This is a genomic window from Alteribacter aurantiacus DSM 18675, assembly GCF_000429705.1.
GTDB lineage: Bacteria > Bacillota > Bacilli > Bacillales > Salisediminibacteriaceae > Alteribacter > Alteribacter aurantiacus.
Window position 1 is genome coordinate 2,204,053 of sequence record NZ_KE386941.1, and the last position, 14,650, is coordinate 2,218,702.

A 14,650-nucleotide genomic window follows, 5' to 3' on the forward strand; every position below is an offset into this window, starting at 1 on the left:
CACCCTCGTTTTAAATAAGTATTTTAAATACATATTTATTGTATCACTTAAATCAGTATCTAGAATACACATTTAAAGATTGCCTTAAATTGTTCACATGTGCTTTCATTCGGGAAAACATAACCGCAATATGGTATGCTTGCCTATAACAACGAAGTGGGAGTGAGCACGATGCAATTAACAACCTATACGGACTACTCCTTACGTCTCCTCCTCTACCTTGCCGTTCAACCAAAAGAACAATTATCAAGTGTAAAGGAAGTAGCGAAAACCTATAACATTTCATATAACCACCTTACGAAGGTAACCTATCAGCTCGGTAAGTTGGAAATCTTGGAAACGGTGAAAGGGAGAAACGGAGGCATCCGACTTGCCAAAGATCCTAAAGACATTAATATCGGTTCGGTCGTCAGACAAACAGAAGATAATCGAGGGTTCGTGGAGTGCTTTGACGAGGAATCCAATCAGTGCATTTTAACCCCTGCGTGTAAATTAAAAGGTGTGTTAAAAGAAGCGATGTCAGCTTACATGAGTGTTCTCGATCAGTATACGTTGAGTGACCTTACCGTAAATGACCAAGTGTTAAGGAAGCTGTTCAACCTGCACACAAATTAAGAGAGCATCCAATTTGGAATTGGACACTCTCTTTTTTTAACGGTCTGATGATGCTTTTTTCTCATCCCCTTTAGCCGGCTTTTCCACAAATAAGGTGATTTTTGGTTCCCCACCTTTGCCTTTATAGATTCTTTCAATGTAATCTTCCGTAATGGCTCTGATTTCTTTGTGCAAAAAGAGAACCGGAATAATATTAAAGAAAACAACGAAAGCCAAGATTAAATCGAGAAACTGCCAGACAAATTGCAGTCCGCCAATGGCCCCAAGATAAATCGCTCCAATATAAACGACTCTCATCATTTTGGCAGCTTTTAGACCATACAGATATTCTGCTTGCTTTTCCCCGTAAAATACGAGAACCCCGATCGTGGTGAGCACGAAGAACAACAGAAACACAGCCACAAAGCTGCCTCCAAACGTATCACCAAACACGGAACCTACAGCCACATTAATCATATTCGATGCATCGTTAACATCTACATCAAGCCATGCTCCCGTTGACAGTACTGCCAGCCCCGAAAGTGTACATAAAACGATCGTATCCACAAAAACACTGAAGATCCCCCACAAGGACTGTTTGGAAGGGTGGTCCGTCTGGGCCGCAGCGTGTGCTATCGGTGCCGTACCAAGACCTGCTTCGTTTGAATAAAGACCTCTGGCTAGACCCCATCGAAGGGCTTGTGCAATTCCGGCGCCTGCAAAACCTCCGGCAGCTGAAATAGGCGTAAAGGCATGAACAAAAATGAGTGAGAACACACTTGGGAGTTCTGTCACATTCACAATCAAAATGATCATACAAACAAGGATGTAGGTAATGACCATGAACGGAACCACTTTGTCGGTCACTTTTCCGATCCGTTTAATGCCTCCAAGTACAATGAGGGCTACCATAATCGTAATTGCAATCCCCGAAGCGGATGTAGACCAGCCAAACGCCCCTTCTACTTGAGTTGAAATGGAGTTTGACTGAACCATGATGCTTGGTATGATCACGATCATTAAGGAAAAGGCAAAAAGTGCCGCAACTTTATTCCAGCCTAGCGCTTTTCTTATGTAATATTGCGGCCCACCGACCCAAGTTCCATCTTTACTCACTTCTCGGTATTTCAATCCCAGAACAATTTCAGAATACTTTGTGGCCATTCCGATAAGAGCAACCATCCACATCCAAAACAACGCACCTGGTCCACCCAAAGCAATGGCCACGGGTACACCTACAATATTTGTCGCACCTGCGGTTGAAGCAAGGGCTGATGTGAAAGCCTGAAACGGGGTAATCGTCCCTTTTTCATCGGGCTTTTTAAAGATTTGACCAATGGTCTGTTTGAGTACATGGCCAAAAAAGCGAAATTGGAAGAACTTCAAACGGTACGTTAAGAAAATCCCACCGCTAATAAGAATGATCGATAGCAAGTATGTCCATAAAAAATCCGAAACGGTTGCTATCCATACTTCAAGTGTCTCCAGCAACTCAACCAACTCCGTTCTTGAGAATAAATATCTATTTCCCAAGGGGTTACCAAACCGAAACCTAAATCTTGAAAAATAAGTAAATAGACACCCTGTTAGACCTGGCGAGGCTAGTAATGGTCATCGTTTCATAAAATCTGATGCTATAAACACGAGGAGGCATAAAGCAGAGGTAGATTTTGTCGATGAAACCTTTTCATAAAATGCAACGTATATTCATTATCTCAGGCATAACTATGCTATGATCATTTTAGAAAATGTTTATACGGAGGGATGACCATGTTTCGATTTTTTAACCGCGTTCGTACGATTGTTTCATCTGAATTAAACGCCCTTTTAAACAAAGCTGAAGACCCATCCAAGATGCTCGATCAGTTCATCGTTGATATGGAAAAGGATATTGCTGATGTAGAAAGTGCAGTTGCTAAACAAATTGCTAATGAAAAAATGCTTCAAAGGAAATATGAAGAAGCAGCCTCTTACACTGCCAAGCGAGAGGAACAGGCACTCGCAGCACTTGAATCAGGGGATGAAGACCTTGCACGCAGAGTACTGGAAGATAAAAACAAGCAACAGGCTAATGCTGACTCATTGAAACAGTCTTATGAAGAAGCGCAGAAGCTCTCAGCTGAACTGAAAGATAAAATGAGAGAAATGAAAGCCGAGCATGATGAAATGAAGATGAAAAAGGATTCTCTCAAAGCCCGGTCTGAGAGTGCAAAAGCCCGTGCCAAAGTAAACCGCGCGATGTCCGGAATAGGAGACAGCGCAAAAAGTGGTTTCGAGAGAATGGAAGAAAAAGTGCTACAAAATGAAGCGGAAGCAGAGTCTTCAGAAGAACTGCGAAGCTTAAACAAGTCTCTTGACGATGAACTTGCAAGTCTCGAAACCACAAGCTCAGTTGATCGTGAATTAGCAGCTTTGAAAGAAAAGATGCAGAAGAAAAACGCGTAGGAACAAAAGCGGAAGCGCCTGGTCACGAGCGTCAAGCATTTCATTCCATCAGTTTGAAGCCGCTTTTTGGCTTCAACTGATGGAATGAAATGACCTCGAGCTCGTAGGCGCTGGAGCTAGACGAATAAGATTTTTATTAAGAGTCGTTATCCACAGGTAAGAAAACCGCTAAACAAAAACAAACAAAAAGGCTGTTCGACCAGGGTCCCCCCTTGACCGAACAGCCTTTTTTACAGTTTAAAATTTCTTTCCTCCACCGGAGCGTCCGCCCCCAAAGCTTCCGCCTCCGCCTCGGCGAGAGCCTCCTCCACCAAAAGAACCCCCTCCTCCGCGACGACTTCCGCTTCCAAAAGAGCCACCGCCACCACGGTTGGACCCTCCTCCACCGCCAAATGGACCAGATCCTCCAAATGGAGAGTTGCCATTCCTGCCGGTGCCTGTAGGAAATCCGCCTGTTCTTCTTACAGTCGTTGCTCTTCGCCTAGCATTTCGCTCTCTGTCTCTTCGGTTAAGTTCGCTCGTCAGTTCTCTAACAATCTGACGAACCACTTTGGCCTCAGCCACAACGTCTTCATATCTTCCTTTTTCCATGGCTTCAGTGACGTTATCCTCACACGCTTTAAAGCGTTTTCTGTATGGATTCGAAAACAAGGATAAGCCGTATCTTTTATCAGCGGTGTTAAATGACCCTTCTACTTCCCGCCATTCCCGTTCAGCTCTCCGTTTTTCTTCTACTCGCTTATCCACTGCCCCTGAAACCTTTCGTAATATTTTTTGTTCATTACGAATGTTCTCTTTAATCATCGTTAGATCGAGAGGTAACATCGTGAGTTCTTTTGACAAAGCCCCCAAATGGTCGTTCATTATAGAAAGCTCTGACGTGTCATCTGGCAACCTTTCATCTTCCACAATAGAAAAGAGTCTATCAACTTTAGTTTTCATGTCTTCGATTGTCTGCTCAACTTCCGCCTTTTCTTCCACAAGCCGATCAAAAGTGAAGAAGCATTCGTTGTAAAGCTTCTCTATATAGTCCATCTCTTTTTGCAGATTCTCAGTCAATCCATCCGCTTCTTTGTACCGCTGTACATCACTTGAAATTAATTTATCTATTTGTGCAATTGTCTGAAGTCCTCGGCCTGCCCGGGTTAACAGTTCGTTAAATGTACTATGGAGGTCTTTCCAGTGCCGCTCAGAAAAAGAGGATCGGAGCTTTTCGATTTCTGCGGAAAAAGCTGACTCCTTAGCACGATGAGATTTCAGCGTGTTTTCAAAAGCCGGTAGCTCCTCAAACATTTTGTCTCGCATTGTGATTATATTTTGTGTTCCTTCCTTTGCTTCTTTAATCAGAAGAAGGATACGATTATTCGCTCTTACTGCCGCAGGTACGACTCCGTCCTCAATGTACTCTTGGAGCTCATTAAACGTGTCTTCAGCTTCCTGAAGCAGACTGAACGGGTCAAACTCAACAATCATAAGCTTTTCACGAGCAACCAACTCACGTACATCTTCTTTTGCAGCAATGATCGATTCCTCAATTTGAGGTATCTCATGGACCAATTTTTCCTGAGTGTTCACTTTTTCTGCAAAGCTTTCAACTTCAGGCTTAATCGAAGAGAGGGCATCTTTTGTGTTCAAATAATCGAAGCTGTAATCAGAAGCTTTTAATTCATCGAGTAATTCCTTAACTTTATGCTTATCTGCTTCAAGGCTAGCCATAGGAAGAGCGCTTTGTTCTTTTAGCACACCAAGCTTTTTCCCGGATGCCTCGACTCGTCCATTCAATTCATTAAATTCCGTCCCTACTCGGAGTTCTTTTTCAATGAGCCTGTCGATTTCCTCCTTCACCTTGGCGAACTGCTCGCCTTCATCTATTACATCCTTCTCTAATCCTGTCATTTTACTGTAAAAAGACAGCTGGTTTAAGATTGGAGGTTTTACTTTGGCTACTTCCTTTGCTCTTTGTTCATTTTCCGATATAAACGTCTGAACCTGAACGAACAGACGATCAAATACCTCTTTCGTTTTTCCTCGTGTTAACCCTCTCTTGTCATCTGCTTTATTTAAAAAGGGATAGGCCTCACTAATGACTTGCTTTTGCTTCTTAAGCACGTCTGTCTTTCTACGCTTTGCTTTACGTTGCCTGAATAATAAGAAGAGCCCTCCTGCTCCAGCAGCACCAATCAGGACGATAAAGAAAAAGGTGGCAACTCCACTGCTCTCGGCTTCCGTCGGCTCATTTTGGCTCGCTTCAGTAAACTGAACGAGCTCATTTACACCTCCAGCAACATTACCATCCATCGCTAAAGGCATAAACGTCTCTTCAAGCAGATGCTCATAGCTGTTAAAGGATGACAAAACGGCTTCTTCAAAGCCAGCAGTTAAAGGATTAATGTAGACTTCACTTTCATCCATTGCCAGTACAAGGATGGCATCATACCCTGTCATTTGATTTTCGATATCCACGCTTAAATCTTCAATCGAAGCACCCTCCAGAGAAGGAACGGTATATATGTAATAATTAAATTCCGCATCTCTATGTTCCTCCTCCAGATTCTCAGTCTCTGAATCTGTGAAAAATTGTCCATTATCTTCAATAGTCACATCAGCAGCAGTAACAGAAGGCACGACAAGTAAAGCGGACCCAAGCAACATTGTACAGATCCAGTTTCGCAAACGTTTCATACACATTCCTCCAGTGATCACTATTTCTCATTTATTTACAGAAATAAGGGGCCATAAGTTTCAATAAAAACCACTTATAAGCCCTATATCATCTATGAGACTTGATACGTGTTAAGCTATTTTTGACTATGGTTCATTACAACATATTGATATATCCTAATTTTAACATGAGAACGTAAGGTATTTTCGAGAAATTTAGAGATGCCCAATTACCTACAAAAAAGCGACGGATAAGAGTTGTTTACTAGGGTAGAATCGTGGGGGGTCCCTATCATTAATTGGCTACACTATAAAAGGTAGGACTCATAATACCCTTGATTTAAGTTAAGACTGAAGAGTAAAAATAATAAGGAGGATTGCATGGTACACCGAATCGCAGACAGTCTTATACCTGCAGTATGGCAACGGCGATTACACATACTGAAAAATGGGCTCCCTGATGTGTCATACAGAAAGAATATTATTATTTTGGGAGCGGGAATGGCCGGTTTAACTGCCGGATATTTATTAAAGCAGTCTGGCAATAGCGTTAATATACTTGAAGGAAACAGTCGTGTAGGGGGGAGAATTCATACAATCCGTGAACCGTTTTCTGAAGGACGTTATTTTGATGCAGGTGCAATGAGAATCCCGAATGACCATGTACTCACGTTTGAACTTATTCGGCAGTTTTCCCTTCCGGTTAATAGTTTTATTGGAGAATCCAACAATGAACCTCTCCTGTTTCATTTTGCATTATTTATACGGTTAAATCGTTAATCAAATAATAAGAGGGATAAGCCCAGTATTACCGAGCTTATCCAGTTTTCCGCCTTACACCGGTACATGATTACTGCTTATTTTGCTGAGTTTGTTGTGGTTGCTGGGTTTGTTGCTGAAGTTGGTTTTGTGACTGCTCCATTTGTTGGTTGATCTGTTCAAGAACGTTAAAGGACTGAAGAGACTGTCCAACATCCTGAAGCGTTTGAGTTGCCTGCTGTAATGATTGTTGAAGCTGCTGGAACGTTTGCTGTTGTTGTTGCTGAGCCTGGTTAGAAAATTGCTGAAGCTGTTGGGAAAGTTCAGAAGACATTTCCTGCATCTCTCCCGAGTTTTGTCCAGAATTTTGTTGTTGCCCAGACTGAGTCTGGTTAAGCGTTGCCTGAATGGATTCAAGCTGCTTCTTTAAAGGGGCAAGCTCGCTTCCGATTTCCGCGTCCACAACCCTTTCAATTTCCGATTTTTGAGCACGACGTTCCTGACGTTCTTTAGCGGCATGACGAGCGACTTCTTTAGCTCTTTGTGATTCAATTTCACGTTCCATAGCAAATTCCTCCTTAAAATTGTGGTGATTATGGTCTACCGGGATTTTAGCATGCTGTGGTTCAGGTGCAGTGTTGCGAGCACTGAGCGTCCAAACAACAGCAATTCCGGCAAGAACCAGCAGTGCGATCAGAATAAATTCGACCATTTAACTGCCTCCCTGCAAATGAAATGCTTAAACGCTTGTCTAAGCACAATAGTTATTATGGGTAAAGGCACGTGAAATATAGGGTCTAATATATTCCAATTCTTCTAAAAAAAGCAGATGAACTACTCAAGCACAGGAACAGATACATTCTCAGTTGAAGAACTGATCACCAACATGAATAAGGTGGAATTTAGTAACGACATTTGTTTCTATATAAAGGTACCTTTCTACGACACCATATGCCGTACTGTTGAACTTTTAAGGTTCGCCAGCTTTTTTTTGAAAATTAAAAGCCTCAATTCCCTGTAGGGAACGGAGGCTTGCTATTTTATTTATAGTAATGGACTATTTTTCTTATTTGTCATTTAGATTACTTTATCTAAATAACGGCAATTCGCTCTTCATTATAATTGCGACATTAAATAACCCCCGACGCTTAAGCGCCGAGGGTTCGATGTTAGTTAGCTACGATATTTACGAGCTTTCCTGGTACGGCAATAACTTTTCTCACCGTTTTACCTTCAATATCTTCTTTTACTTTATCAAGAGCAAGGGCTTCTTTTTCCATTGCTTCTCGATCCGCGTCTTTAGCGATGACCATTTTCGAGCGGACTTTGCCGTTCACTTGGACAACGATTTCCACTTCGTTCTCAACAAGCTTGCTTTCGTCGTACGTTGGCCATGCTTCATACGTAATTGTTCCTTCATGACCTAGCTTCTCCCAAAGCTCTTCACTGATGTGAGGAGCGATTGGTGATAGCAACTTCACAAAGCCTTCCATATATGCTCTAGGCAGCTTATCCTGCTTATAGGCGTCGTTGATGAACACCATCATTTGAGAAATGGCTGTGTTAAAACGAAGGCCCTCACAGTCTTCAGACACTTTTTTCACTGTCTGATGATACGTTCTTGTTAGAGAGCTGTCTTTTTCGTCCATCTCAACAATCGATGGATTCAGTGCACCGTTGTCTGCGACCATCAAGCGCCACACGCGGTCCAAGAAACGTCTCGCTCCGTCAAGACCCGTTGTGCTCCAAGCAATCGAAGCATCAAGAGGCCCCATGAACATTTCATATAGACGAAGGGTATCTGCACCATGTGACTCAACGATTTCGTCAGGGTTTACAACGTTTCCTTTAGACTTACTCATCTTCTCGTTGTTTTCTCCAAGAATCATCCCTTGGTTGTACAGCTTTTGGAACGGCTCCTTCGTTGGTACCACACCAATGTCGTACAAGAACTTGTGCCAGAAACGAGCGTATAGAAGGTGAAGTACCGCGTGCTCCGCGCCTCCAATATACATGTCAACAGGTAGCCAATGCTTTAGCTTTTCAGGATCGGCCAACTGCTCTTCGTTGTCAGGATCGATGTAACGAAGGTAATACCAGCAGCTTCCTGCCCATTGTGGCATCGTGTTTGTTTCACGACGACCTTTTTTACCCGTTTCAGGATCGGTTACAAACAACCAGTCTTCTGCGTTAGCCAGTGGTGACTCTCCAGTACCGGATGATTTGAATTCTTCCATTTCAGGAAGAGTAAGTGGTAGCTCAGATTCAGGTACGGCTTTCATCGTACCATCTTCAAAATGAATAATCGGGATCGGCTCTCCCCAGTAACGCTGGCGACTGAACAGCCAGTCACGTAATCGATACGTCACTTTCTTATCGCCTTTTCCATTTTCACTAAGCCAGTCAATCATTTTCGTAATCGCTTCTTCGTTGTGAAGACCGTTTAAGAAGTCAGAGTTTACGTGAGCACCGTCACCGGCATACGCTTCCTTCTCCACGTCTCCTCCTTCGACAACTTCAACGATTGGCAAATCAAATGTCTTCGCAAACTCATAATCACGCTCGTCATGACCCGGTACTGCCATTACAGCTCCAGTTCCGTAGCTTGCTAGAACATAATCGGCAATCCAAATCGGAAGTTTCTCACCGGAAACCGGGTGAATGGCGTAAGCTCCTGTAAAGACACCCGTCTTCTCTTTTGCTAACTCCGTTCGCTCAAGATCACTCTTTGTCCCTACGTCACGCTGGTATGCCTCTACTGCTTCTTTTTGATCGTCCGTAACAATTTGGCTTACAAGCTTATGCTCAGGGGCCAACACCACGTACGTTGCACCAAACAACGTATCAGGACGTGTTGTAAATACAGTAATTTTCTCGTCAGATCCGTCAATACCGTAATGAACATCGGCTCCTTCAGAGCGACCAATCCAGTTACGTTGCATGTCTTTTAAGCTCTCTGGCCAGTCTAGATCGTCAAGGTCTTCAAGCAAACGATCGGCGTAGGCCGTAATTTTAAGCATCCACTGCTTCATTGGACGACGCTCGACTGGGTGACCTCCGCGCTCACTTACCCCATCGATGACTTCTTCGTTAGCTAGAACGGTTCCAAGTGCCGGGCACCAGTTTACTGCTACTTCATCAATGTATGCTAAGCCTTTTTCATAAAGCTTGATGAAAATCCACTGTGTCCATTTGTAATACTTTTCGTCGACAGTATTGACTTCACGATCCCAATCGTAAGAAAAGCCCAATGCTTTAATTTGACGACGGAACGTATCAATATTGGCAAGGGTAAAGTCACGAGGATGGTTTCCTGTGTCCAACGCATATTGCTCTGCCGGAAGTCCGAATGCATCCCATCCCATTGGGTGAAGGACGTTGTACCCTTGCATGCGCTTCATTCTTGAAAGAATATCTGTCGCTGTGTAGCCTTCCGGATGTCCTACATGAAGTCCTGCTCCGGATGGATATGGAAACATATCAAGAGCATAGAACTTCTCTTTTCCGATTTCATCTTCTGTTTTGAATGTCTTTTCTTGATCCCAGTATTTCTGCCACTTTGGTTCGATGTCTTTATGGTTAAAAGCCATGGTGACAACCTCCTCGTTTAGTAAAATCAGTGTACCGAACGCCCGTTCAGAAGGATTCCAAAGCATATAAAAAACCTCCCATCCCTGGCGCAATTGCAGGGACGAGAGGTTGGATTCAACTTCCCGCGGTACCACCCATGATTAGTACGTGTGTACTCACTTCATTACACCTATAACGCAGGCAAAACGGAATAAGCTCGCTAAAGTCCACTTATTCAACTCAAAGGCGAGTTCATGAATGGCACGGTTGACTTGCAGCGACCGTCAACTCTCTTTTGCGTGCTCCGTTCATTACTACTCCTTGTCATCGTCAGTTCAACATATATACTTGTTATTCTATGAACTCCTAAGCCCTGTGTCAAGGCTATTTATCTAGAGGATTCACGTTATGTTTGCAAAATAAACATGAACGCACAAAAAATCATGAAACAGATTCCACATTCCGCTCTCCGATTTTTTTATCCGATAAGCCACGATCATACAAAGCTGTTGTCACAAAACTAATCAAAAACAACACCACGAGGGCATAAAACAGGACACTCATCCCAAAAAGGTCGGCCATGACGCCTCCAAAGAAAGGACCAATCAAGCGTCCTCCAGTTCCGACACTGTTTACAATGCCTTGATAAAACCCTGCTTTTCCTTCCGGGGCAAGTTGATGAGCAATTGTCGGCACCGCCGGCCAAACAAACATTTCTCCCAACGTAAGAATGACCATTGCCACCACAAATGCGGTAAACACGTCTGCTTGTGATAAAACCACATAAGCACCCATAAAAATGACGAGGCCCACATAGATTTGCGCCTTTAGTGAGTGCACCCATTTCTCTATGAAAAATTTGATCACTGGCTGGAAAAACACGATCATCGCTCCATTAATCGTCCATAAAATACTGTACTGTGTTAACGGAATTCCTAAGTTTTGCGTGTGAACACTAATCGTCGTTTGCCACTGAACATAGGCAATCCAACAGATGAGGAAGCCACCACACATAATGAGTAGGGCACGGAATCGTTTTTTGTTCTCCACTTCTTGACTTTGTTCAAACACGTTTGTGGTTTGCCCTTGGCCATTGTCTGCCTGTAAATGTCTAAAAAACAACAAAGCAAGAATAAAAAAGCCTAGATACATCAATCCGTTTCCGAGAAAAACCAGGTCAAAACGATAGCTTGCAAGAAGGCCTCCTGAAGCTGCGCCAACGGAAACACCAACGTTTTGCGCCACGTACATGGCGTTAAACGGACGTCGACCACCCTCCGGCCACACTGCACCTGCCATCGCATACATGGCAGGAATAATCACACCTGCACCAAATCCAAGACCAAGCATTAAAACAACATATTGATAGAAGTCATTAAACAGAGCAAGGGTAAAAGCACTTGCCATCGTAATCAACACACCGAGCATAATTGTCTTGTACCCGCCTATCCGATCGAACAGTTTTCCACCAATGAGGTTTCCGATAATTCCCATTACCGCATTTCCCATAATGACTATACCTGCAACGGAGAGGGATTTTCCTAATTCCATATGAATGTAAATCGTGTTTAAAGGCCATAAAAAAGACGCCCCCGTTACGTTAATCGCCATTCCGATAACGAGAAGCCAGACCGCTTTTGGCATTCAGGTACCTCCTTACTATTTCGTATAACTAAACAAATTGTAGAGCAGGAAAACAAATAAAGCAACGATCTTTTTACTCAATTTGTAAATTCCCTCTCCCCTGCAAATGAAGCCATTGCCACTCCAATATAAGGCACTGAAAAGTTGGACTTTACTTTTCCAGTGGCTCCTTATCTATGATAGGATTACTACTAGAAAACACGAATGAAATGAGCGGAACGGATGCATGTCTCTGATACGAGTGGGTTTCTCGTATCAGGTGCGCAACCGAGTGAAGCCATTGCCATTCAAATAAAGGCACTGAAAAAATTCGATCCTTACCTTATCCAATGACTTTCTAAATTCTCCTCAAGGAGGCTATTATGATGAATTTGATAGATTTACGAAGTGATACAGTAACAAAACCTTCAGCCGAGATGCGTGAAGCTATGGCGAATGCGGTTGTGGGAGACGACGTATATGAAGAAGATCCAACCGTCCTGGAGCTTGAAGCCTATGCTGCCAAACTCACGGGAAAAGAAGCCGCTCTCTTTGTAACAAGCGGCACACAAGGAAATCAAGTGGCTGTGTTAACCCATATGAGACAAGGTGAAGAAATCATTATGGATGACAGAGCCCACGTCTTTTTATACGAAGGTGGAGCGACCGCAGCCCTTGCCGGCGTTCAATCAAGAACTCTTCCAAGTGACAACGGAAAAATGAAGATAGAAGAGATCGCAGGTGCCATTCGCATGAGTGACGTTCACTTTCCGGACACGGGATTGATTTGGCTTGAGAACACCCATAACAAAAGCGGAGGACGAGTGCTACCGATCGACTACTTGGCTCAAGTAAAAAGTCTAGCAGACGAACACCGCATCCCCGTTCATATGGACGGAGCACGATTATTTAACGCTGCTGTAGCCTCCGATGTTGAAATTAGTCGCATCACTGAGCACACGACTTCTGTTCAATTTTGCCTATCAAAAGGATTGGGAGCTCCGGTCGGCTCGATTCTTGCGGGTGATAAAGAGTTCATTTCAAGAGCAAGAAAATGGCGGAAGCGTCTTGGTGGCGGATTACGACAAGCAGGCGTATTAGCCGCCCCTGCTCTTTTGGCTTTAAAAAACGGATTGGACTTTTTAAAAATCGATCACCTACACGCCAACATGTTGGCGGAAGCGGTCGCCAAGCTCGATAGGGTGAAAGTTGAAAACGAAGTTGAAACAAACATGGTTCTTGTGAACACGTCTGAAACTGGTAAAACAAGTGAAGACTGGGTTGCTGAAATGAAACGTCAAGGTGTACTCGCAGTCCCCTATGGTCCACTCACCGTCCGCCTAACGACTCACCGAGATTTAACCGAGTCAGACATGAAACAGGCTATTGCCGGCATCACCAATGCGTGGAAGCAACTGAAAGGATGAACAACCGTTGAATAATGAAACACCTCTCCTTTTTGGAGATAAGCGATATTACACATGGAACTACCACCTCCGTCAAGAGTTCGGGGAAAAGATCTTTAAAGTTCCTCTCGATGCCGGTTTTGATTGCCCGAATCGTGACGGAAACGTCGCCAGTGGCGGCTGTACGTTTTGTAGCGAAAGAGGATCAGGGGATTTTGCCGGAGACCGAAAAGACGACCTTATCACCCAATTCACCACAATTAAAGAACGTATGCATACCAAATGGAAAACAGGAAAGTACATCGGCTACTTTCAGGCCTATACGAATACCTATGCACCTGTAGAAGAATTACGGGAGATGTACGAAGTCATTCTCAAACAAGAAGGTGTTGTGGGACTTGCCATTGCCACTCGCCCAGACTGTCTGCCTGACGATGTAGTCGAATACTTGGCTGAACTTAATAAACGCACTTACCTTTGGGTCGAGCTTGGTCTGCAAACAGCACATGACCGAACGGGGATGCTCATTAACCGGGCACATGATTATCAATGTTATGTAGATGGGGTGAACAAACTCCGAAAACACGGCATACGCGTTTGTTGTCATATCATTAACGGCCTACCTCTTGAAAGCCGAGACATGATGATGGAAACAGCTAAAGAAGTGGCAAAACTTGATGTGCAAGGAATCAAAATTCACCTTCTTCATCTGTTAAAGCGAACGCCGATGGTGAAGCAATACGAAAAAGGCATGGTCGAGTTCATGAGCGAGAAAGAATATATCAATCTGGTTTGTGATCAGCTCGAAGTGATTCCCGCAAATATGATTGTCCACCGCCTGACTGGAGACGGACCATCAGAACTTATGATCGGACCGATGTGGAGCTTAAATAAATGGTCTGTTTTAAACGGCATTGATGCGGAGTTGAAAAGACGAAACAGTTGGCAAGGAAAGCACTATGAAGGGGCGGTTGTAAAATGAAAACATTAGCAGGCGTCCTCCCTTTCACTCGGCACCTCTTGGAAAAAGCCGTTCCTGAAGGGGGGCTTGCAGTTGACGCTACTGCCGGGAATGGCCATGATACGGTGTTTTTGGCCAAACTTGTAGGAGAAAGTGGCACGGTTGTGAGTTTCGACATTCAAGATGCGGCGATTCATGCTACTCAAGCGAGGCTGGATGCTGCAACGAAATTAAATCTATCTGAGCGAGTGACCCTTGTAAAAGACAGCCACGAAAACGTCTTAGAGCACCTTGATGAGGACCCTCTCGTTCATGGAGCTGTATTCAACTTAGGCTACTTGCCTGGAAGCGACAAATCCGTCACGACAACGCCATCATCTACGATTCGTGCAGTGGAACACCTATTTTCAACCCTCGCCCCTGGCGGCGTTATTGTTCTTGTGGTCTATCATGGACATGAGAAAGGAAAAGTCGAGCGTGATGCTCTTATTGACTTTGTACGCGGGATTCCACAGGAAGAGGCACACGTACTTGAGTACCGCTTTACCAACCAACGAAACAACCCACCATTTATTGTGGCGATTGAGAGACGGGGTTAGGGTGAAGTGATTGATAAATGGGCAAAGTGATG

11 protein-coding genes and 1 other annotated feature are annotated in these 14,650 nt (G+C 43.9%); of the genes, 6 read left to right on the forward strand and 5 right to left on the reverse strand.

The annotated features are described in order from the left end of the window. Window positions 1–171: 171 nt before the first annotated feature. Complete coding sequence (locus G476_RS0114455; RefSeq protein ID WP_026690737.1) at window positions 172–615, forward strand: RrF2 family transcriptional regulator; 444 nt, start codon at window positions 172–174, stop codon at window positions 613–615. A 36-nt stretch (window positions 616–651) separates the two neighbouring features. Here the strand turns inward: G476_RS0114455 and G476_RS22115 are convergent, their stop codons facing one another. Next, window positions 652–2,082, reverse strand: coding sequence for an alanine/glycine:cation symporter family protein (locus G476_RS22115; protein WP_051314865.1), 1,431 nt, complete (start codon window positions 2,080–2,082; stop codon window positions 652–654). A 282-nt stretch (window positions 2,083–2,364) separates the two neighbouring features. Between G476_RS22115 and G476_RS0114465 the strand changes: the two genes are divergently transcribed. Next, entirely contained in the window at window positions 2,365–3,039 is a 675-nt protein-coding gene (locus tag G476_RS0114465; RefSeq protein ID WP_026690738.1) for a PspA/IM30 family protein, read from the forward strand. 237 nt (window positions 3,040–3,276) lie between these two features. Here the strand turns inward: G476_RS0114465 and G476_RS0114470 are convergent, their stop codons facing one another. Next, window positions 3,277–5,721 carry a TPM domain-containing protein gene (locus G476_RS0114470; protein WP_026690739.1) on the reverse strand — a complete coding sequence of 815 codons (2,445 nt, stop codon included), beginning with the start codon at window positions 5,719–5,721 and terminating at the stop codon, window positions 3,277–3,279. Between the two features lie 360 nt (window positions 5,722–6,081). Here G476_RS0114470 and G476_RS0114475 point away from each other — a divergent pair, with 360 nt between their 5' ends. Beyond that, window positions 6,082–6,480 (forward strand): flavin monoamine oxidase family protein, encoded by a 399-nt coding sequence (locus G476_RS0114475; RefSeq protein WP_026690740.1) that lies wholly within the window; start codon window positions 6,082–6,084, stop codon window positions 6,478–6,480. Window positions 6,481–6,550: 70 nt separating this feature from the next. Here G476_RS0114475 and G476_RS22120 read toward each other — a convergent pair whose 3' ends face one another. The 3 genes from G476_RS22120 to G476_RS0114490 all read right to left on the reverse strand — a co-directional run bounded on the left by G476_RS22120 (window position 6,551) and on the right by G476_RS0114490 (window position 11,673). Then, on the reverse strand, window positions 6,551–7,171 hold the full coding sequence (locus G476_RS22120) for a hypothetical protein (protein ID WP_084405754.1): 621 nt from the start codon (window positions 7,169–7,171) through the stop codon (window positions 6,551–6,553). 457 nt (window positions 7,172–7,628) lie between these two features. Continuing rightward, window positions 7,629–10,049, reverse strand: a complete 2,421-nt coding sequence (leuS, locus tag G476_RS0114485; RefSeq protein WP_026690741.1) for a leucine--tRNA ligase — start codon at window positions 10,047–10,049, stop codon at window positions 7,629–7,631. Window positions 10,050–10,143: 94 nt separating this feature from the next. Next, window positions 10,144–10,366: a binding site (T-box leader), on the reverse strand. 104 nt (window positions 10,367–10,470) lie between these two features. Continuing rightward, complete coding sequence (locus G476_RS0114490) at window positions 10,471–11,673, reverse strand: MDR family MFS transporter (RefSeq protein ID WP_026690742.1); 1,203 nt, start codon at window positions 11,671–11,673, stop codon at window positions 10,471–10,473. A gap of 362 nt (window positions 11,674–12,035) precedes the next feature. Here G476_RS0114490 and ltaE point away from each other — a divergent pair, with 362 nt between their 5' ends. From ltaE to mnmM, 3 genes are read left to right on the forward strand one after another with little or no spacing between them, the layout of a single operon-like run. Further along, window positions 12,036–13,079, forward strand: coding sequence for a low-specificity L-threonine aldolase (gene ltaE, locus G476_RS0114500; protein WP_342664063.1), 1,044 nt, complete (start codon window positions 12,036–12,038; stop codon window positions 13,077–13,079). A 7-nt stretch (window positions 13,080–13,086) separates the two neighbouring features. Beyond that, window positions 13,087–14,040, forward strand: coding sequence for a tRNA modification radical SAM protein MnmL/YtqA (gene mnmL, locus G476_RS0114505; RefSeq protein WP_026690744.1), 954 nt, complete (start codon window positions 13,087–13,089; stop codon window positions 14,038–14,040). Then, window positions 14,037–14,618 carry a tRNA 5-(aminomethyl)-2-thiouridylate-methyltransferase MnmM gene (mnmM, locus tag G476_RS0114510; protein WP_026690745.1) on the forward strand — a complete coding sequence of 194 codons (582 nt, stop codon included), beginning with the start codon at window positions 14,037–14,039 and terminating at the stop codon, window positions 14,616–14,618. The genes mnmL and mnmM overlap by 4 nt, the downstream gene beginning before the upstream one ends. Window positions 14,619–14,650 lie beyond the last annotated feature (32 nt).